16 protein-coding genes are annotated in these 17,534 nt (G+C 63.3%); 12 read left to right on the plus strand and 4 right to left on the minus strand.

Annotated features, from left to right (window positions below):
- Positions 1-75 precede the first annotated feature (75 nt).
- The 6 genes from N2602_RS09070 to N2602_RS09095 all read left to right on the plus strand — a co-directional run bounded on the left by N2602_RS09070 (position 76) and on the right by N2602_RS09095 (position 5,958).
- Positions 76-693 carry a flavin reductase family protein gene (locus N2602_RS09070; protein WP_260382425.1) on the plus strand — a complete coding sequence of 206 codons (618 nt, stop codon included), beginning with the start codon at positions 76-78 and terminating at the stop codon, positions 691-693.
- A 106-nt stretch (positions 694-799) separates the two neighbouring features.
- On the plus strand, positions 800-1,750 hold the full coding sequence (locus N2602_RS09075; protein WP_260382426.1) for a PDR/VanB family oxidoreductase: 951 nt from the start codon (positions 800-802) through the stop codon (positions 1,748-1,750).
- Between the two features lie 19 nt (positions 1,751-1,769).
- Complete coding sequence (locus tag N2602_RS09080) at positions 1,770-3,110, plus strand: Rieske 2Fe-2S domain-containing protein (protein ID WP_260382427.1); 1,341 nt, start codon at positions 1,770-1,772, stop codon at positions 3,108-3,110.
- A complete protein-coding gene (locus N2602_RS09085) occupies positions 3,107-3,583 on the plus strand; it encodes an aromatic-ring-hydroxylating dioxygenase subunit beta (RefSeq protein ID WP_260382428.1) in 477 nt (158 codons plus the stop codon). Before N2602_RS09080 ends, N2602_RS09085 begins: the two co-directional genes overlap by 4 nt.
- Positions 3,584-3,590: 7 nt before the next feature.
- Entirely contained in the window at positions 3,591-5,207 is a 1,617-nt protein-coding gene (locus N2602_RS09090) for an ATP-dependent acyl-CoA ligase (RefSeq protein WP_260382429.1), read from the plus strand.
- A gap of 22 nt (positions 5,208-5,229) precedes the next feature.
- Positions 5,230-5,958, plus strand: a complete 729-nt coding sequence (locus N2602_RS09095) for an SDR family NAD(P)-dependent oxidoreductase (protein WP_260382430.1) — start codon at positions 5,230-5,232, stop codon at positions 5,956-5,958.
- A gap of 44 nt (positions 5,959-6,002) precedes the next feature.
- On the opposite strand, the gene N2602_RS09100 is transcribed toward N2602_RS09095, so the two are convergent.
- The 4 genes from N2602_RS09100 to N2602_RS09115 all read right to left on the minus strand — a co-directional run bounded on the left by N2602_RS09100 (position 6,003) and on the right by N2602_RS09115 (position 10,867).
- The gene (locus N2602_RS09100; RefSeq protein ID WP_172789279.1) at positions 6,003-6,485 is read right to left on the minus strand and encodes a MarR family winged helix-turn-helix transcriptional regulator; all 483 of its coding nucleotides are present in this window, start codon (positions 6,483-6,485) and stop codon (positions 6,003-6,005) included.
- Complete coding sequence (locus N2602_RS09105) at positions 6,485-6,976, minus strand: MarR family winged helix-turn-helix transcriptional regulator (protein WP_172789280.1); 492 nt, start codon at positions 6,974-6,976, stop codon at positions 6,485-6,487. The genes N2602_RS09100 and N2602_RS09105 overlap by 1 nt, the downstream gene beginning before the upstream one ends.
- Before the next feature lie 155 nt (positions 6,977-7,131).
- The gene (locus N2602_RS09110) at positions 7,132-8,697 is read right to left on the minus strand and encodes an indolepyruvate oxidoreductase subunit beta family protein (protein ID WP_260382431.1); all 1,566 of its coding nucleotides are present in this window, start codon (positions 8,695-8,697) and stop codon (positions 7,132-7,134) included.
- A gap of 10 nt (positions 8,698-8,707) precedes the next feature.
- Entirely contained in the window at positions 8,708-10,867 is a 2,160-nt protein-coding gene (locus tag N2602_RS09115; protein WP_260382432.1) for an indolepyruvate ferredoxin oxidoreductase subunit alpha, read from the minus strand.
- A gap of 147 nt (positions 10,868-11,014) precedes the next feature.
- Between N2602_RS09115 and N2602_RS09120 the strand changes: the two genes are divergently transcribed.
- From N2602_RS09120 to N2602_RS09145, 6 genes are all read left to right on the plus strand, one after another.
- Positions 11,015-12,121, plus strand: coding sequence for a cupin domain-containing protein (locus tag N2602_RS09120; RefSeq protein ID WP_260382433.1), 1,107 nt, complete (start codon positions 11,015-11,017; stop codon positions 12,119-12,121).
- Positions 12,122-12,166: 45 nt separating this feature from the next.
- Complete coding sequence (locus N2602_RS09125) at positions 12,167-13,075, plus strand: fumarylacetoacetate hydrolase family protein (protein ID WP_260382434.1); 909 nt, start codon at positions 12,167-12,169, stop codon at positions 13,073-13,075.
- Positions 13,075-13,512, plus strand: coding sequence for a thioesterase family protein (locus tag N2602_RS09130; RefSeq protein ID WP_260382435.1), 438 nt, complete (start codon positions 13,075-13,077; stop codon positions 13,510-13,512). The genes N2602_RS09125 and N2602_RS09130 overlap by 1 nt, the downstream gene beginning before the upstream one ends.
- The gene (locus tag N2602_RS09135; protein ID WP_260382436.1) at positions 13,509-14,210 is read left to right on the plus strand and encodes a hypothetical protein; all 702 of its coding nucleotides are present in this window, start codon (positions 13,509-13,511) and stop codon (positions 14,208-14,210) included. The genes N2602_RS09130 and N2602_RS09135 overlap by 4 nt, the downstream gene beginning before the upstream one ends.
- 293 nt (positions 14,211-14,503) lie before the next feature.
- Positions 14,504-15,949 (plus strand): IS1182 family transposase, encoded by a 1,446-nt coding sequence (locus N2602_RS09140; RefSeq protein WP_260379597.1) that lies wholly within the window; start codon positions 14,504-14,506, stop codon positions 15,947-15,949.
- A gap of 493 nt (positions 15,950-16,442) precedes the next feature.
- Positions 16,443-17,420, plus strand: coding sequence for an ABC transporter substrate-binding protein (locus N2602_RS09145; RefSeq protein ID WP_260382437.1), 978 nt, complete (start codon positions 16,443-16,445; stop codon positions 17,418-17,420).
- Positions 17,421-17,534 lie beyond the last annotated feature (114 nt).

Here is a 17,534-nt window from a genome sequence, read left to right on the forward strand (position 1 = left end):
ATCATATGCATATGATCAAATAAAAACTAGACGGATCGCAATCCAAGCCGCTCGCACACGCAAACTGAGGGTTCGATGCTCTTCGATATGGGACAGCTTCCGGCGGATATCCGCTACAAGATCCTGACCGCGACGGTGACGCCGCGACCGATCGCGTGGGTCACCACGCGATCCCGGAACGGGGCCGCCAATGCCGCGCCGTTCAGCTTCTTCACCGTGCTGGGCCACGAGCCGCCGACGGTCGTGCTCGGTCTGCTGCGCCATCCGAAACGAGGCTTGAAGGACACGGCGCAGAATATCGTCGAGACGGGCGAGTTCGTCGTTCACCTGGTGCCGCATCGGATGGCTGAAGCGATGAACGCGACCGCAGTCGATGCTCCGGCCGAGATCGACGAGATCGAGCTTGCGGGGCTGGAGACGCTACCCTCCCAAATGGTCTCGCCTCCGCTCCTCAAGGGCTGCCCTGTCGCGTTCGAATGCCGCTCCCTCGTTGTTCAGGAAACCGGGCCGCGGCAAATCGCGGTGATCGGCGAGATCGTCTGTGCGCACGTCGCCGAGCAGTTCGTGATCGATGCACAGCGAGGGCATATCGACACGATCGGCCTCGACCTCATCGCCCGCATGCACGGCTCCGGCTGGTATGCGAGGCCTCGCGACCTCTTCCAGCTGGCGCGTCCGGCGCCGATCGAATAGCGGCCGCCGGCGTTCGGGCTGCAAACGTCCCGTCCGAGAGCCGATTGACATCGAATTGTTATATGTCTAAAAATATGCAAATTCATACATTATGCAGACCCCGCGAATGGACACGCGTCAGCTGAGGCTCAGGGTGCAGTCGGTCTCGGCGGAAACGCCGACGATACGAAGCCTCGTGTTCGACGTGGAGGGCGGCGCGGCACCGCGATGGCGGGCAGGGGCGCATATTCGTGTCTCGCTGCCGAGCGGGGGAGACCGGCCTTACTCCCTGATGGCCCTGCCGGGCCTGCCGGAAGGCCAGCTTGCGCTCGGGGTTCTGCGCGAGCGGATGTCGAGCGGCGGCTCGGCCTTCATGCATGCGCTCAAGGTCGGCGACGTCGTGACCGCCTCGGTGCCGGTCAACAATTTCCCGCTGCACGAGGACGCATCGCCCGCGCTTCTGTTCGCCGGCGGCATCGGCATCACGCCGATCCTGTCGATGGCGGCCGAGCTCGAAGCGCGGGGAGCGACCTACCGTCTCCATTATGCCGGGCGGGCACCGGGCGCGTTGGCGTTCCTGCCGCAGCTCGAGGCCGTCTGCGCGCGCGCGCTCTCGATCCATTACGACAGCGACGCCTCGTGTCTCGACATCGCCGCGGCGCTACACGCCTCGCCTGCGAGCTCCCACGTCTATGTCTGCGGTCCCGCAGGGATGATCGATGCGGTGAAGGCCGCCGCTCACGCCGGCGGCATCGCCGCCGATCGCATCCACTACGAGCTCTTCAAGGCCGAGACCTCGAGCGAGCCGAACCGTGCCTTCGAAGTCGAGCTCAAGTCGACGGGAGAGGTCATCGCCGTCGCGGCCGACCAGAGCATCATCGAGGCGCTGGAAGCTGCCGGCCACGAGGTTCTCTCCGACTGCCGGCGCGGCGATTGCGGCATCTGCCAGTGCGGCGTGATCTCCGGTGTCCCGGATCATCGCGACGTCATTCTCAGCGACGACGAGAAGGCGTCGAACACGGTGATGCAGATCTGCGTCTCGCGCGCGAAATCGGACCGACTGGTGCTGGATCTCTAGGACAAGGACTTAAGACACCATGGGCAAGCACGCAAGTGACAGGCGCTCGATCGCGGCGCTGGTACGCGAGGCCGAGGTGCACCGCGACGTCTACGTCGATCCCGAGATCTTCGATCTCGAGATGGAGCATCTGTTTCCCAACAGCTGGATCTATGTCGGCCATGCCAGCCAGCTGGGCAAGCCCGGCGACTTCATCACTGCCACGATCGGCCGGCAACCGGTGCTGGCGAGCCGCCACACCGACGGCTCGATCCATGTCTTCTACAACCGCTGCCCGCACAAGGGCGTCAAGATCGCCTCGGAGCCCTGCGGCAACACCGGCAAGTTCTTTCGCTGTCCCTACCATGCATGGTCGTTCAAGACCGACGGATCGCTGCTCGCGATTCCCTTAAAGAAGGGCTATGAGGCGACCGGCTTCGGCGACACCCAGGCCAATGAAGGCTTGTCGCGCGTGAGGAACGTCGCGATCTATCGCGACTTCATCTTCGCGCGGCTGAGTGAGCGCGGCCTGTCCTTCGAGGATTATTTCGGCGAAAGCCTCTCGACGATCGACAACATGGTCGACCGCTCGCCGGAGGGCAAGCTCGCGGTGATGGCGGCGCCGATCCGCTACATGCACACCTGCAATTGGAAGATGCTGGTCGAGAACCAGACCGACACCTGCCATCCCATGGTCGCGCACGAGAGCTCGGCCGGCACCGCGGTCAAGGTCTGGAAGCGCGAGCAGGGCGATTCGACCGAGACGCCGATGGCGGTTCAGCTCTACGGACCGTTCATGAGCCCCTACGAATTCTACGAGCAGAGCGGCATCAGGATCTGGCCCAACGGCCACGGCCACACCGGCGTCGCCAATTCGATCCACTCCAATTATTCCGACGTCGACGGCTATCTCGATCAGATGGTCGCCGCCTATGGCGAGATGCGGGCGCACGAAATCCTCGGCGAGGTCAGGCACAACACCGTCTATTTCCCGAACATCATGGTCAAGGGCGCCGTGCAGATCCTGCGCAACTTCATTCCGATCGCGGTCGACAGGACGCTGGTCGAGAGCTGGGTCTACCGCCTGGTCGGCGCACCCGACAAGCTCTACGAGCGCGCGCTGATGTACAATCGCTTCATCAACGCGCCGACCTCCATCGTCGGGCATGACGACCTGGAAATGTACGAGCGGGCGCAGGAAGGCCTCAAGTCCAACGGCAATCAGTGGATCAATCTGCGCCGTCTCTACGTAGCAGACGAACAGCCGGACGTCACCGCCGTCATCAACGGCACGTCCGAGCGGCAGATGCGCAACCAGTTCCATGCCTGGGCCAAATTCATGACGATGGGCATGGACGAGCACACCGAGGCGGCGCAATGATCGACGACAAGGCCATCATCGATTTCATCTATCGGGAGGCCGAGCTTCTCGACACGATGCAGTGGCAGAGCTGGCTCGATCTGTTTCACCCGGAAGGGCGCTATTGGATGCCGCTCGAATGGCAGCAACAGGATCCGGTGCTGCAGCCGTCCCTGATGTACGAGGACCTGTTGCTGCTCAAGGTCCGGGTCGAGCGCCTCGCCGGCGAGCGCACCTTCAGCCAGAAGCCGAAGAGCCGCTGCCACCATCTGCTCCAGGCCCCCAGGATCGTCGCCTGCGACGTCGCGGCGGGCGTGTTCAAGGCACGAACGTCCTATATCTACACCGAGACCCGCGGCGACCTGCTGGAGCGCTATTCGGGCTGGGCATCGCACGATCTGGTCCAGGCCGGCGATGGCCTGAAGATCAAGCTCAAGCGCCTCGATCTCGTCAATTTCGACGCGCCGTTCGGCAACATCCAGCTCTTCATGTGAGTGCGCCTTGATCGCTGCAACGACAGTCCATGCCCGCTTTCGCCAGACCGCGCTCCGCCGCGGCGAGGCCGGCTTCCTCAACGTGCTGCCTGAGACATCAGGCATCTACGGCATTCCGGCCGGCGAGATCTCCTACCGCGCGATGCTCGACCGGATCGAGGCCCGCCGCCAGGCGTTCGCCGAAAGCGGTTATGGCGAAGGCCACAGGGTGGGGCTCCTGCTCCAGAACCGGCCGGTGTTCATCGAGTTGTGGTTCGCGCTGAACGCGCTCGGCGTCTCCGTGGTGCCGATCAACCCCGATCTGCGGATGAGCGAGCTCGAATACATCATCGCGCATTCCGAGATGAACGCCGCCTTCGTGCTGGCCGAACGCCGTACTGAGGTGGAGACGGCGGCGCGCCAGGCGGGCCGGCCGATTCCTGTCGTGACCGATGACGCAGACGTGCCCGCGCCCTATGACGGTACGCGGCCGCTGCGGCCGGCGGACGGCGCAACGGAGTGCGCGCTGCTCTACACGTCGGGCACGACGGGACAGCCGAAGGGCTGCGTTCTCACCAACGAATACTTCCTGCACAGCGGAAACTGGTATCGCGACGCCGGCGGGCTGATCGGCCTGATGCCGGATGTCGAGCGCATGATCACGCCGCTGCCGCTGTTCCACATGAACGCGATGGCGGTCTCGCTGATGGCGATGGTTTCGGTCGGCGGCTGCCTGACCATGCTCGATCGTTTTCACCCGCGCAGCTGGTGGAGCTCGGTGCGGCAGAGCCGGGCCACGTGCCTGCATTATCTCGGCGTCATGCCGTCGATGCTGATGAGCGCCGCGCCCTCGCAAGAGGATCGGCAGCACGCGGTTCGCTTCGGCTTCGGCGCGGGTGTCGACAAGCTGCTTCACGCGCCGTTCGAGGCGCGCTTCGGCTTCCCCCTGCTCGAGGCCTGGGCGATGACCGAGACCGGCAGCGGCGGCGTGATCGCCGCCAATGTCGAGCCGCGCAAGGTCGGCACCAGCTGCTTCGGCCGCCCGGCTCCGGAGATCCACATTCGCATCGTCGATGACGGCGGGGATGACGTGCCGGCCGGGACGCCGGGGGAGCTGCTGGTGCGGCGGGCCGGCGCGGATTCGCGCTACGGCTTCTTCCGGGAGTACCTCAAAAACCCCGAGGCGACCGCGGAGGCCTGGGCCGGAGGCTGGCTGCATACCGGCGATATCGTGTCGCGCGATGCGGACGGCGATTTGCATTTCGTCGACCGCAAGAAGAACGTCATCCGCCGCTCCGGCGAGAATATCGCCGCGGTCGAGGTCGAATCCGTGCTCAATCGGCATCCGCAGGTTCGGCAGGCCGCCGTCGCCGCGACGCCGGACCCCGTGCGCGGCGACGAAGTGGCGGCCGTCATCATCGCCGAGCAGGCCGGCGCCGACCGCGCGCTCGCCGAGCAGATCGTCCGCTGGAGCCTGGAGCAGATGGCTTATTACAAGGCGCCCGGCTGGATCTGCTTCGTCGATGCCCTGCCGCTGACTGCGACCGAGAAGATCCAGCGCGGCGGCTTGAAGGATTTCGTCGCCAGGCTGATGCAGGACGGCGCCTTCTTCGATCTACGCGATTTGAAGCGGCGGCAGGTCTGACGAAACGCAGGGATAACCGAGCATGAGCCAGGTCCGCACCACCCTCATCACCGGCGGCAATTCCGGAATCGGCGAAGCGCTGGCGAAGAGCCTCGTGGACAAGGGCCAGCGCGTGGTCTCGGTTGGGCTGCACAGGCCGGACTGGACACACGATCTGCTCACGGCTTATTGCGCGGACCTGACCAGCCTCGAGCAGACGCGGGACGTTGCCCGGGAGATCGCCTCCAATCATGCGATCGATCGCCTCGTGCACAATGCCGGAATCATCCTGCCGAACCTGTTGCCCGACGCAAGGCCCGAAGACATCCTGGCGCTAGCGCAGCTGCATCTCGGCGCACCCATGCTCCTGACCCAGGCCGCGCTGGAGAGGATGAAATCGCGCCGTTTCGGCCGCATCGTGTTCGTCAGCTCGCGCGCGGCGATGGGCGCCGTGACGCGCTCGGCCTATTCCGCCACCAAGGCCGGCGTGCACGGCATGGCCCGGACATGGGCGCTGGAGCTTGCGTCCAGCGGCATTACCGTGAACGTCGTCGCGCCGGGCCCGATCCTGACCGACAATTTCTGGGGCATCATCCCCAAGGATTCCGAGCGGCAGGAAACAATGGCGCGTAACGTCCCGGTCGGCCGGCTCGGCGCACGCGAGGACGTCGCGCACGCGATCGAATTCTTTCTCGACGAACGCTCCGACTTCGTCACCGGGCAGGTGCTCTATGTCTGCGGCGGCACCAGCCTCGTTGGCCTCGGCCCATGACGCGTATCAATGACGCGCACCAACTGCGCATCGGATGACCCGCGTCAGATCTGGTTCTGCTTGACGTTTTCCATCATCTTGGCCAGCACGCGCGCGCAAGTCTCGATCTCGTCGGGATCGATGCCGGCGGTCAGGCGCTCGTAGTTCTTTGCCATGATCGGCCAGATCTTGCGCAGCAACGCTTCGCCCTCGGTGGTCAATGCCACGACCCGGCGGCGCTGGTCCTCCTCCGCGATCTCGCGCTTGACGAGACCGGCGGACACCATGGATTCGACCATGCGGCTCGCCGTCGATTGCTCGGTCACGGCGAGCACGGCGATCTCGTTGACCGTGAGCGTCTTGTAGATGAACAGCACCGACAGCGTACGAAACACGACGTTGTTGATGCCATGCTCGGTGAGATCGCGGTTCTGATCCAGGTTCCAGCGATTTGCCAGCCGATTGAACAGATAGGGAATGTAGGCGTAGAGCTGATCTCTCGACCTTGGCGGGCCGGATCTCCACCTGCTCCTGGATTCTCTTGCCATTAGCTTTTTCGACTTTGCTTCTTGCTGGGGGTTCGGATCTTGGCCGAAAGCGAGCGTAGCACCGACAGCGCCGCGTCGAGTTCCTTGGCCGAGATGTTCTCGAATTTTTGGCCGAGATGCTTCTTGTGCACGTCGGCGGCCTTCCTGAACAAAGCTTCGCCTTTCGGTGTGAGGCGCACGATGAACGACCTGCGGTCCTCACTCGACATTTCCCTGCTGATGAGGTCGTCAGCGAGGAGGCGCTGCACCAGGCCCGAGACGTTGCCGCCTGATACCTTCAGGTTCTGCGACAATTGTCCGAGCGCAAGGCCGTTCCTGTCGCGGTCGAGCTGGGCCAGGACGTCGAATTTCGCCAGCGACAAGCCGAACTCGGCGCCGAGGAGGGAATTCAACGACGCGAAGATGTCTCCGTGCAGCGACAACAGCTGCAGCCAGAGCCGGGTCTCGATCTGCCCGAGGGGAACGATATTCTCTTTGAGTGCTGCCGGCATCGCATGACCAGGAGGGCGGGTTGGTCTGACGGAGATATTCCAAAGCTCTTTTCGGAGGTGATCGGGCCCCGATTAGCGCACCGGTCAGCGCAGTCAAGCAGCCCGGTTCTGACCAGCGTCGGTTGAACCGCAATCCTTCGCCGACGCCGGTCTCATCAGGCGAAGCTCTTGATGGTCTGGATGACGCCGTCGAGCTCCTTGCCGGGGCCGTCCTTGAGCGCCGCTTCGCGCAGGCGCCGGGCCCAATCGGCGGCGTCCTCGCGCTGTGCAACCAGCTTGATCGTGGCCAGCGTCCGGTCGAACTTCGACAGGCCGCGGCTGTGGGTATCGGAATAGCCCTTCACCAGCCGGCGGCATTGCAGGATCTCGACGCCGAGCTGGTAGTTGGTCCTGATAGCCTCGGTGGCGGCCTTGAGCCATTCGTCGCGATGCGCCGTCTCGATCGCATGGCGCCGTGAGCGGCGGCGCATGCCGCGAAGCCCGCCGACGGCATAGAGCACGAGAAACCAGGGCAGCGAATAGGTCCGCACCCGTCGTCCCCTGTTGATGCGGCGATCGAGCCAGCCCATCAGGCGCGGCTTGGTGTCGAGCCAACGTCCAAAGGACACCGGCAGCATTCCCATGATCTCCTCGAGGCGAGGGTGCATGAACTCGGTGGTTTGGAGCACCTGGCCTTGCACCAGCTCCAGCTCGCCCTCGATCCGCGCGCGGCGACTGGTGCGCGTCTTCAGGTCGGCAACGCGGATGACGTCGTCATAGGTCATGGCATTGGCGAGGTATTTTGCGGCCGTTTGGGTGAAGGCAAAGCTTCTGTCGATGCCGCCGACACCACGATCGGCCGCGTGCAGCGCACCGAGAACGTCGAGATATTCGGCGCCGTAGGCGATGTCCTGGAAATCCACCACCTTTTTCAGGCCGGCCTGCGCCAGCGACAGCGCCGAGTCCGGCAGCTCCTGTTTCGCTCGTTCGAGCAGCTTGGCCAGCTCTGCATCCAGCGTCGCAGGCGCGCGGCTCTTCTCGCTCTCCTCGGCTCGCGGGAGCTCGACGGCCTCCGGCGCGCCGGCCCGGGTGCGATCGAAAGCGGCTTCGAAAGTCTCGACGCTGGCCTTGGCGCCTTTCCCGCCGGCGCGGATCACCGACAGATAGCTGTCGCGGTCGAACGGCAGCACGCCGATGGCCGCGAGCGCGCCGAACATCGCGGCCGAAATCACGCTCCCGTGCGCAATCGCCAGCGCGTTCATGTCGAAGATGATCTCGGTCTTGGCGGCGACGCCGATCGCGCCGGTGACGGCGCCGGGATCGGCAACGCCGTTGCCCGGCGCGATCTTCTCGCCGATGGCAAATGACCGGTGGTTGGACGCGATCAGCGTGGTGCGGTCCGGCGTCACCAGGCCGCGCAGGATCGAGCGCCCCGCCTCCATGAATTCGGCGGCCATCACCACGTCGACATCGCCGGGCGTCGGCATCAGCGAGAGGATCGGCTTGCGCCCATCGAGCGGCGGCATCGTTTCGATGTAGTAGATGGTCGCACCGGTGCGCTGCGCGACGCCGGGCACCGAAGTCGACTGCGCGACCCAGCCATGGTTCTCCGCAAGCTGGACGATCCAGTCGGTCAGCACGCCGCCGCCCTGACCGCCCATGGCCAGGATCGCGATCGAGATCGGGCGTTCGGTCGCTTCGCCGGCCGCGGGAAGCGCCAGCCGAACCGTCTCGTCCCTCATGCCAGGACCCTCATGCCAAGGCCCCGAATGTCGGCCGCCGGCGATCGCGCCGTCGCTGCAGCCAGCCGATCACCGCCATGGCGATCCTCGACTTGAGCGTGTCCCAGCGCGTCGGATTGTGAATGACGTCGGCGCGATAGAACGAGGGGCACAGCACGGCGGCCTCGGCGACCTCGCCGCAATTGCCGCAGCCGACGCAGGAATTGTCGATCGCGGCGACCGGATCGTCGCGCAGGGGATCGTCGAGCTGCTTCACCGAGAGCGACGGGCAGCCGGACAGGCGGATGCAGGCGTGGTCGCCGGTGCAGACGTCCTCGTCGACGCCGAAGCGTTCCTTGACGATCCGCTCCCCGTCCTTGATCGCCTTGCTCACTTGCGGCTTCACGCGGCGCTGCTTGTTCAGCATGCATTCGGAAGAGGCGACGATGACCTTGGGACCTTCCTCCTTCGTCGTCAGCGCTTCTTTCAGCGTGTCGCGCATCCTGGCGACGTCATAGGTGCGGTCGATCTGCCGGACCCATTGACCGCCGATGCCCTTCACGGCCTGCACGATCGAATTGTTGGTCTTGCGACGTTTGTTGAGAGCGCGCGAGGACAGGATGTCCTGTCCGCCGGTCGCCGAGGTGTAGAAATTGTCCACGATTACGAACACGCCGTCATGCTTGTTGAAAACGGCGTTGCCGATGCCGCTGGTCAGCCCGTTGTGCCAGAAGCCGCCGTCACCCATCACCGCGATCGAGCGTTTGTCGGCCTTGACGTTGAAGGCCGAGGTCGAGGCTGGACCGAGGCCGAAGCCCATCGTGGTTGCGCCGATGTTGAAGGGCGGCAGGATGGAGAACAGATGGCAACCGATGTCGGCCGAGACATGGTGCTGGCCAAGCTCCTCCTCGACCAGCTTCATGGCCGCGAAGATCGGTCGTTCCGGGCAGCCGGTGCAGAGCCCGGGCGGACGGGCCGGCACGACCTGCTTGAGCTTCTCGACCGCCGGATGACTCAGCACGGGAGCGGCGTCCGGCGCCGGCGGCCGGTTGCCGAGCAGGCGCGGCTCCGTCTTCTCCAGGAAGTCCCTGATGCCGCCGAGCAGGACCTGCGCGGTGTAGTCGCCGCCCATCGGCAGCACGTCCTTGCCGTGGACGCGCGCCTGGATGTCCTTGCGTCGCAGAACGGTGTTGATCGCCTGCTCCAGATATTCGGGCTGGCCCTCCTCGACGATCAGGACCGCGTCCTTGTCGATGCAGAAGTCCGCCACCTCGGCCTCGATCACCGGATAGGTGACGTTCATGACGTAGAGCGGGACTTGCGTGTTGCCGTAGGCATCCGACAGACCGAGATATTGCAGCGCGCGGATGACGTTGTTGTACATGCCGCCCTGCATGACGATGCCGACCTTGCCCCGCGCCGGTCCCATCCGTTCGTTCAGCTTGTTGTCCCGGATGAAGCCGATCGCGGCCGGCATGCGTGTCTTGATCTTCTCCTGCTCGTGCTCATACGCCGCCGGCGGCAGCACGATGCGATTGACGTCGCGCTTGGGATTGTTGAGCGCGTCCTTGATGGTGTGCGCCGGCTTGACGTTGTCCTTGCAGGCAAAGCTGCCATGCATGTGGCAGGCGCGGACGCGGACCTCGAGCATCACGGGTGTGTTCGAGGCTTCGGAGAGCTCGAAACCCTTTTCGATCAGGTTGACGATGCATTCATTGTCGGGACGCGGGTCGAGCAGCCACATCTGCGATTTCATGGCGAAGGCGTGGGTCCGCTCCTGCATGATGGAGGAGCCTTCGCCATAATCCTCGCCGACGATGATCATGGTGCCGCCAGTGACGCCGCCCGAGGCGAGATTGGCGAGTGCATCGGACGCGACATTGGTGCCGACCGTCGACTTCCAGGCCACGGCGCCGCGCAGCGGATACATCACGGAGGCCGAGAGCATGGCGGCGGCCGCCGCCTCGTTCGCCGAGCTCTGGAACACGACACCGAGATCGTCGAGCACGTCCTTGGCGTCGGCCAGCACGTCCATCAGGTGCGAGATCGGCGAGCCCTGATAGCCGCCGACATAGGCGACGCCTGATTGCAGCAGCGCCTTGGTGATCGCGAGGATGCCTTCGCCGCGAAAGGTGTCGCCGTCGCCGAGCCGAAGATCCTCGACCTCGCGCGCGAAAGACCGTTCAGCCATTGCGTCCTCCAGAAATATGCATTACCATACTTTTACATGTAAAGTAAGTCAACGCCCGGGCATGCCGCCGTCGTGATAAGGAAGCGGTCGTGACCGACGACAGGGCATCGATCGCACGATACCACGACACAGCACCTGGAGGATGAGATGCGGGAGAACGTGATCGGCCGCGCCAACGTCGAGGACACTCCGGAGCTGAAGGCCTATTACAAGGATCTCGAGAGATACGAAGCTGGCGCCTTATGGACCGTCGCCAACAAGATCGAGCCGTGGCAGCCGCAATCGGCGTCCGTTCCCGTGCTCTGGCGCTACCAGGATCTGCGCGAGCATGTGCTGCGGTCGGCCGAGCTGGTGTCGCCGGAGAAGGCCGGTCGCCGCGTCATCTATCTCAACAATCCCGGTCGTCGCGAGGTGTCGGCTGCCGTCGGCTGGCTCTACTCGGGCCTGCAGGTCATGCATCCCGGTGAGGTCGCCACGGCGCATGCGCACTCGGCCTCGGCGCTGCGCTTCATCATGGAAGGTTCGGGAGCCTACACCGTCGTCGACGGTCACAAGATGACCCTGGGGGCCCGCGACTTCGTGCTCACGCCGAACGGCACCTGGCATGAGCACGGCGTCGACGCCGGCGGCTCGGTGTGCATCTGGCAGGACGGGCTCGACATTCCTCTCGTCAACGCGCTCGAGGCAAATTTCTTCGTGGTGCATCCGAAGGTCCAGCAGGAGGAATCCGGCTATCCGGTCGACGACATGACCAGGACCTGGGGCAACCCGGGCCTTCGCCCGGTGAACGCGCCCTGGTCGAAAGGCTATTCGCCGATGTTCAAATATGAGTGGGAGCCGACCTACGAGGCCTTGAACAAATATGCCGCGGCAACCGACGGATCGCCTTACGACGGCATTCTCATGAACTACGTCAATCCGGTGACCGGCGGCCACGTGATGCAGACGATCGGCGCCAGCATGCAGTTGCTGCGGCCGGGCGAGACGACGAAATCGCATCGGCATACCGGAAGCTTCATCTACCAGGTCGCGAAGGGGCAGGGCTATTCCGTCATCGCTGGCAAACGCTTCGAATGGCGGGAGCGCGATATCTTCTGCGTTCCGTCCTGGGCCTGGCACGAACATGGCAATGCCTCGAAGAGCGAGGACGCCTGCCTGTTCTGCTTCAACGACCTGCCGGTCATCGAAGGCCTCGGTCTCTATCGCGAGGAGGCCTATGGCGACAATGCGGGCCATCAGCCGGTGGCCGCCTGACCACGCCTCATTCGCCCGGGATTTCAACAGACGGATCAAGCTTCAATGCGTCTCGTAACCTATACTCTCGGCGCCGCCGGCGCCCGCCTTGGTGTGCTCGTCAACGGATTGGTCGTCGATGTCGATCGCCTCGGCGCATCATTCGGCCTGGCGTGGCCGAACGACATGATCTCCTTCATCGATAACAACGCCACATTGCTGCCGGCGCTTAAGAGTGGCCTGGAAAGCGCCAATGGACGTCTGCCGGCCGGCGCCGCGGTTCCACTCGAAGACGTGAAGCTGCAGGCCCCGATCCCGCGGCCGCGCAAGAACATCTTCGGCATCGGGCTGAACTATCGCGCCCATGTCGCCGAATCCGCCAAGAGCCTGGATACCGACAAGGATTTGCCGAAACAGCCGGTCGTCTTCTCCAAGCCGCCGACCTCCGTGATCGGCCCGGGCGCGGCGATCCAGCACAATGCGAAGATGACGCAGCAGCTCGACTGGGAGGTCGAGCTTGCCGTCATCATCGGCAAGACCGCGACGCGTATCGTGCCCGAGAAGGCGATGGACCACGTGTTCGGCTATTCGGTGATGATCGACATCTCCGCGCGCGACAACCGCCGGGCCGGTCAGTGGATCTTCTCCAAAGGCATGGACACCTATGCGCCGTTCGGCCCCTGCATCGTGACTGCGGACGAGATTCCCGATCCGCATGATCTGCGGTTGTGGCTGACGAAAAACGGGGTCGTGAAGCAGGATTCCAACACCAAATACATGATCTTCGATATCCCGGTTTTGATCTCGGACATTTCGTCGGGCATGACGCTGGAGCCCGGCGACATCATCGCGACCGGTACGCCGGAAGGCGTGGGCGCGGGAATGAGCCCGCAGGAATGGCTGTGGCCGGGCGACGTGGTGGAAGCCGGGGTCGACGGCGTCGGTGTCATCCGGCATCCGGTCGTTGCGATCTGATGACCGAGTTCTCCTTCGAGCGCAGGCTGCGGTTTGCAGACTGCGACCCCTCCGGAATCGCTTACTTTCCCTCCTATCTGAACATGTTGAACGGGGTGGTCGAGGATTTCTGGGGCGACATCGGATTTCCCTGGCCCGAATTGATCGGAAGCCGGAAGATCGGCACACCGACGGTGCATCTGGCCTGCGATTTTTCCCGGCCGTCGATGTTCGGCGATCTCCTGACCTTCAAGCTGCGCATCGGCAAGGTCGGACGGGCCTCGCTTCACCTGGCGCACGTGGTCTCCGGCGCAGACGGCACGCGCTGGCGCGCTCGCCAGATTCTTGCTGCGACGTCGCTGGAAAATCATCATGCCATTCCCTGGCCCGATGACATTCGCGGCGCGCTCGAGCGACATCTTCACGCCGACGAGGGAACGCAGGCGGTATCGTCATGATTTCGCTGTTCGTGACATTCTCCGATCCGGCCGGCGAGCGGCGGCTCCGTCCGGAGGACGTGGCCGTCGCAGCCGAATTGGTCGGGTCGATCCCGGCGCTGACCGAGGCCTTGCTGTTTACGCCGCTGGAGCAGTCGGTCGATCATCCCTACGAGGCCGACGGCGCTGGTCCCGTGCTGGCGCTTCAGTTGCGGTTTGACGATCTGTTCGCATGCGAGGCGGCGATGAACGGCGAGGGCAACCTCGCCAGGCTCGTGGCGGCAGTCGGATTGCCGAGCCTCACCGGACTGGAGGTCACGCACCAGGTGATGCTCACGCGCACCTTTCCCGTCGATGTCGCCGCGCATCCGGAAGGCGCCGGCACGCCGTGCAGCTATCTCGTTCACTATCCCGGGCCCGCCGAAGACATGAACGCCTGGCATTTGCACTATCTCGCGCATCACCCGGCGATCATGCGGACCTTCCCGGATGTCCGCCAGATCGAGATCTATACGCGGATCGATTGGGTCGACCGCTTGCCGTCGCGGCGGGTGGAGCACATGCAGCGCAACAAGCTGGTGTTCGACAGCCCGGCCGCGCTCGCACGCGCCCTGAGCTCCGACGTCATCGCGCGCATGCGCGCCGACTTCGTCCAGTTCCCGCCATTTGCAGGCGGCAACAAGCATTTTCCGATGCTGACGCGGACGATCAGGCGCTAGCGGTGCGGCTCATAACGTGCGGCTAATGCACGCGGACAATAGACGTGTCGATCGTCTGCACGGCAGCATCGGCTTAGTGGCAAACCACTCGTAGTCCGTGAGTTCGCAGCGCATGATTCGGCCCCTTCCTTTGGGGGCCTTGAATCATGGCTCGGCTGTCAGGCTCAACAGGTCGCTAAGCACCCGGAAGCAGACCTATTATGCTCACCTTGAGTTTTGACGTTCATGACCCTGGCTGTGTGAAAAGCCGCGAGTCGGTTACGATTCCTCCGTTTCCTAATGGGGGGATACGGATGGGACGCTTCGTTGAAGGCGCGGACAGATCCCAGCTGACGCTCTTGCCGGAATGTCTGGAGGATTGGGTAGACGAGGGCAACGCGGTCCATGTGATCGACGTGTTTGTCGAGGCGCTCGACCTGCATGGAATGGGATTTGAGCGTGTGATCGCCAAGGAGACGGGCCGGCCTTCCTATCATCCGGCAGTCCTTCTGAAGCTTTACATCTACGGTTATCTCAATCGGGTGCAATCCAGTCGCCGCCTGGAACGTGAGGCGTGCCGCAATATCGAGGTGATGTGGCTGATCGGCCGCCTGGCTCCCGATCATAAGACGATCGCCGATTTCCGGAAGGACAATGGTGCGGCGCTTCGGAAGGTTTGTGCGAAGTTCGTTGCGCTATGCCGGCAAATGGGCCTGTTGCAGACCCCAAGCGTCGCAATCGATGGCAGCAAGTTCAAGGCAGTGAACAACCGCGATCGCAACTTCACACATGCCAAGATGGCGAGGCGGATGGCGCAGATCGAGGAAAGCGTCGGGCGATATCTGCGTCAACTGGATAGCGCCGATCGGCAGGAGCCATCGGAAGCGATCAGCATCAAGACAACGAGGATTAAGGAAAAGATCGCTCGACTGAAGCAGGAGATGGGCCGCCTGGAAGTGCTCGATGCGCAGATGCGCAAGACGCCGGATCAACAGATATCGCTGACCGATCCGGATGCCCGTTCGATGGCCACCAGTGGACGCGGATCGGGTGTCGTCGGCTACAATGTCCAGGTCGCGGTGGACACCGAACACCATCTGATTGTTACGCATGAGGTCATAAACGTCGGCAATGACCGTGGGCAGCTTGCTCGGATGTCGAAGCAAGCCAAAGAAGTGCTCGAAGTGGACAAACTCGAGGCGGTCGCCGACCGTGGCTACTTCGACGGAGAGGAGATATTGGCCTGCAAAGAGGCTGGCGTTGCAGTCACGCTGCCCAAGCCCATGACGTCGAACGCCAAGGCGGAGGGTCGGTTCGGCAAACAGGACTTCGCCTATCTACCTGACGAGGACGTCTACCGCTGCCCGTCCGGCCAGGTGCTGCCCTATCGCTATACCAACATCGAGCATGGAATGACGCTGCGCCGTTACTGGTCGACAGCAGCGTGCCAAGGCTGCGCAATCAAGAGCCAATGTACGCCGTCCAAGGAGCGCCGCATCACACGCTGGGAGCATGAGCATGTGGTCGAGGAGGTCCAGAGACGGCTCGATTCCGACCCCGACGCCATGCGGAGGCGGCGCGAGACGGTCGAGCATCCCTTCGGCACGATCAAGGCCCGTATGGGGGCGACCCACTTCCTGATGAAGCGCCTACGGAACGTCGCCGCCGAAATGGCGCTGCATGTTCTCGCCTATAACCTCACACGGGTGATGAACATCGTCGGCAAACCGCGCCTGATTGCAGCCATCCGCGCCGCCTGAAGCCCGGAAAGTGCGTCCAAAAGCGCAATACCGCGTCGCGATACCTACTTTGGCCGGTCATTGGACGATCCGACGCGAGAACATCGGCCGCCTGCAATGATTGGCGACCCACGGCCGCGTGCCGACCATCCGTTTGCACACAGCCAAGACCCGTTGCGGACATTTGGACGCAGCGACTGGGCCGATTGTTCTCATCGGCGTCCCGTCTTTTGAAGTGCTAGACTTCGACCATCGCTGCTCGCCCGCGCCGACGAGGTGATCGAATGAGGGCGTAGTTTGCTGCGGTGCATGAGTTCGAAGTCGGCACTTTTCGGACCTGCCGTGTCACCTGACGATTTACGCTTCCGAGGTAGACTGGACATCTCTGCTACGACGTCAGACTTCCGAAAGTGAGCCAGAGCGTTCATTTGTGATCGCTCGGAATGTCTCGAAGCTGCTATTAACGCTCGACCTGGCAGACCGAACGCCTTCCGTGCAGCGATACGGTGATCGCATGAGACGATTTGCCGTTACAGTGTCCGCGCTTCTGGTTGTGCTGCTGTTCTTCGGGTCGGCAGCCACAGCTCAATCGGTGCGAAGAGTGGCGCGGATCGGCATGCTTTGCGTCCCTGCTTGCAAGGTTCCCTATATTGAGGCGTTTTCGGACGAGCTTCAAAAGATTGGCTGGGTCGAGGGCACGACCATTGCGACTGAGCGGAAAGACCCGGATTATCACCTCGACAAGCTTCCGGCGCTCGCGGCCGACCTCGTGCGGTCGAGACCCGATCTAATCGTTGCCTTCACTCCTTTTGCCGCCCGCGCTGCCAAGAACGCCACCCCCGACATACCAATTGTAATAATTCTGGTCGCCGATCCGGTCGGTATGGGACTTGCGTCAGGTCTTGCCCGTCCTGGCGGAAACCTTACGGGCGTCGCTACGATGGATCGGACCGATTTTGGTGGGAAGTTTCTTGGTATTCTTCGAGAGGTTTTGCCACAGGCCAAACGCGTGGCAGTTTTCCTCAACACCTCAAACGAGATGCATCGGCTGGTGTTTCCGGAGACGCCAACCGCGGCCGCCAAGCTCGGCTTTCAGCTCGACGTAATCGATGTGCACGAAGTGGGGGAAGTGCCTCGCGCCGTTGCCGCCGCAAAAACCCGGGGAGCCGAGGCCTTGGACATATTTAGTGACCCAGTCTTTCCTCCGAACCGTGTGGCGGATCTCGCAGTACAAGCCGGTTTACCATCGATCTCCTTCGACGCCGGCTTTGCGCGAGCGGGCGGATTGATTTCCTACGGGCCGGACTTTCCTGCCTTGGCTCGAATTGGGGCTCACTATGTGGACCGAATTCTGAGGGGCGCCAAAACGGCCGAGCTTCCTATCGAGCAACCCACCAAATACCTGCTTGTCGTTAATCTCAAGACAGCGAAATCGCTCGGTATCGAAATCCCAGCTTCCCTTCTCGCGCGCGCGGACGAGGTGATTGAATAAGGCTTGTCACTTCCGGTGTTGGCCCATCGCTTCCGTTATGCCGACGCGGCGAGATGTCCGGCCTCGGGGGCAAAGCGGAAGCGCCCCACCAGTGGTCAAAACGGCACGTTGACC

The organism is Bradyrhizobium sp. NC92 (assembly GCF_025200865.1).
Classification (GTDB): Bacteria; Pseudomonadota; Alphaproteobacteria; order Rhizobiales; family Xanthobacteraceae; genus Bradyrhizobium.

Coding starts and splice junctions, on each gene's coding strand:
- N2602_RS09100 (WP_172789279.1), bottom strand. CDS start 6,485: ATGGCAAGAGAATCCAGGAGCAGGTGGAGATCCGGCCCGCCAAGGTCG.
- N2602_RS09095 (WP_260382430.1), top strand. CDS start 5,230: ATGAGCCAGGTCCGCACCACCCTCATCACCGGCGGCAATTCCGGAATC.
- N2602_RS09115 (WP_260382432.1), bottom strand. CDS start 10,867: ATGGCTGAACGGTCTTTCGCGCGCGAGGTCGAGGATCTTCGGCTCGGC.
- N2602_RS09135 (WP_260382436.1), top strand. CDS start 13,509: ATGATTTCGCTGTTCGTGACATTCTCCGATCCGGCCGGCGAGCGGCGG.
- N2602_RS09080 (WP_260382427.1), top strand. CDS start 1,770: ATGGGCAAGCACGCAAGTGACAGGCGCTCGATCGCGGCGCTGGTACGC.
- N2602_RS09140 (WP_260379597.1), top strand. CDS start 14,504: ATGGGACGCTTCGTTGAAGGCGCGGACAGATCCCAGCTGACGCTCTTG.
- N2602_RS09145 (WP_260382437.1), top strand. CDS start 16,443: ATGAGACGATTTGCCGTTACAGTGTCCGCGCTTCTGGTTGTGCTGCTG.
- N2602_RS09130 (WP_260382435.1), top strand. CDS start 13,075: ATGACCGAGTTCTCCTTCGAGCGCAGGCTGCGGTTTGCAGACTGCGAC.
- N2602_RS09075 (WP_260382426.1), top strand. CDS start 800: ATGGACACGCGTCAGCTGAGGCTCAGGGTGCAGTCGGTCTCGGCGGAA.
- N2602_RS09120 (WP_260382433.1), top strand. CDS start 11,015: ATGCGGGAGAACGTGATCGGCCGCGCCAACGTCGAGGACACTCCGGAG.
- N2602_RS09110 (WP_260382431.1), bottom strand. CDS start 8,697: ATGAGGGACGAGACGGTTCGGCTGGCGCTTCCCGCGGCCGGCGAAGCG.
- N2602_RS09105 (WP_172789280.1), bottom strand. CDS start 6,976: ATGCCGGCAGCACTCAAAGAGAATATCGTTCCCCTCGGGCAGATCGAG.
- N2602_RS09125 (WP_260382434.1), top strand. CDS start 12,167: ATGCGTCTCGTAACCTATACTCTCGGCGCCGCCGGCGCCCGCCTTGGT.
- N2602_RS09070 (WP_260382425.1), top strand. CDS start 76: ATGCTCTTCGATATGGGACAGCTTCCGGCGGATATCCGCTACAAGATC.
- N2602_RS09085 (WP_260382428.1), top strand. CDS start 3,107: ATGATCGACGACAAGGCCATCATCGATTTCATCTATCGGGAGGCCGAG.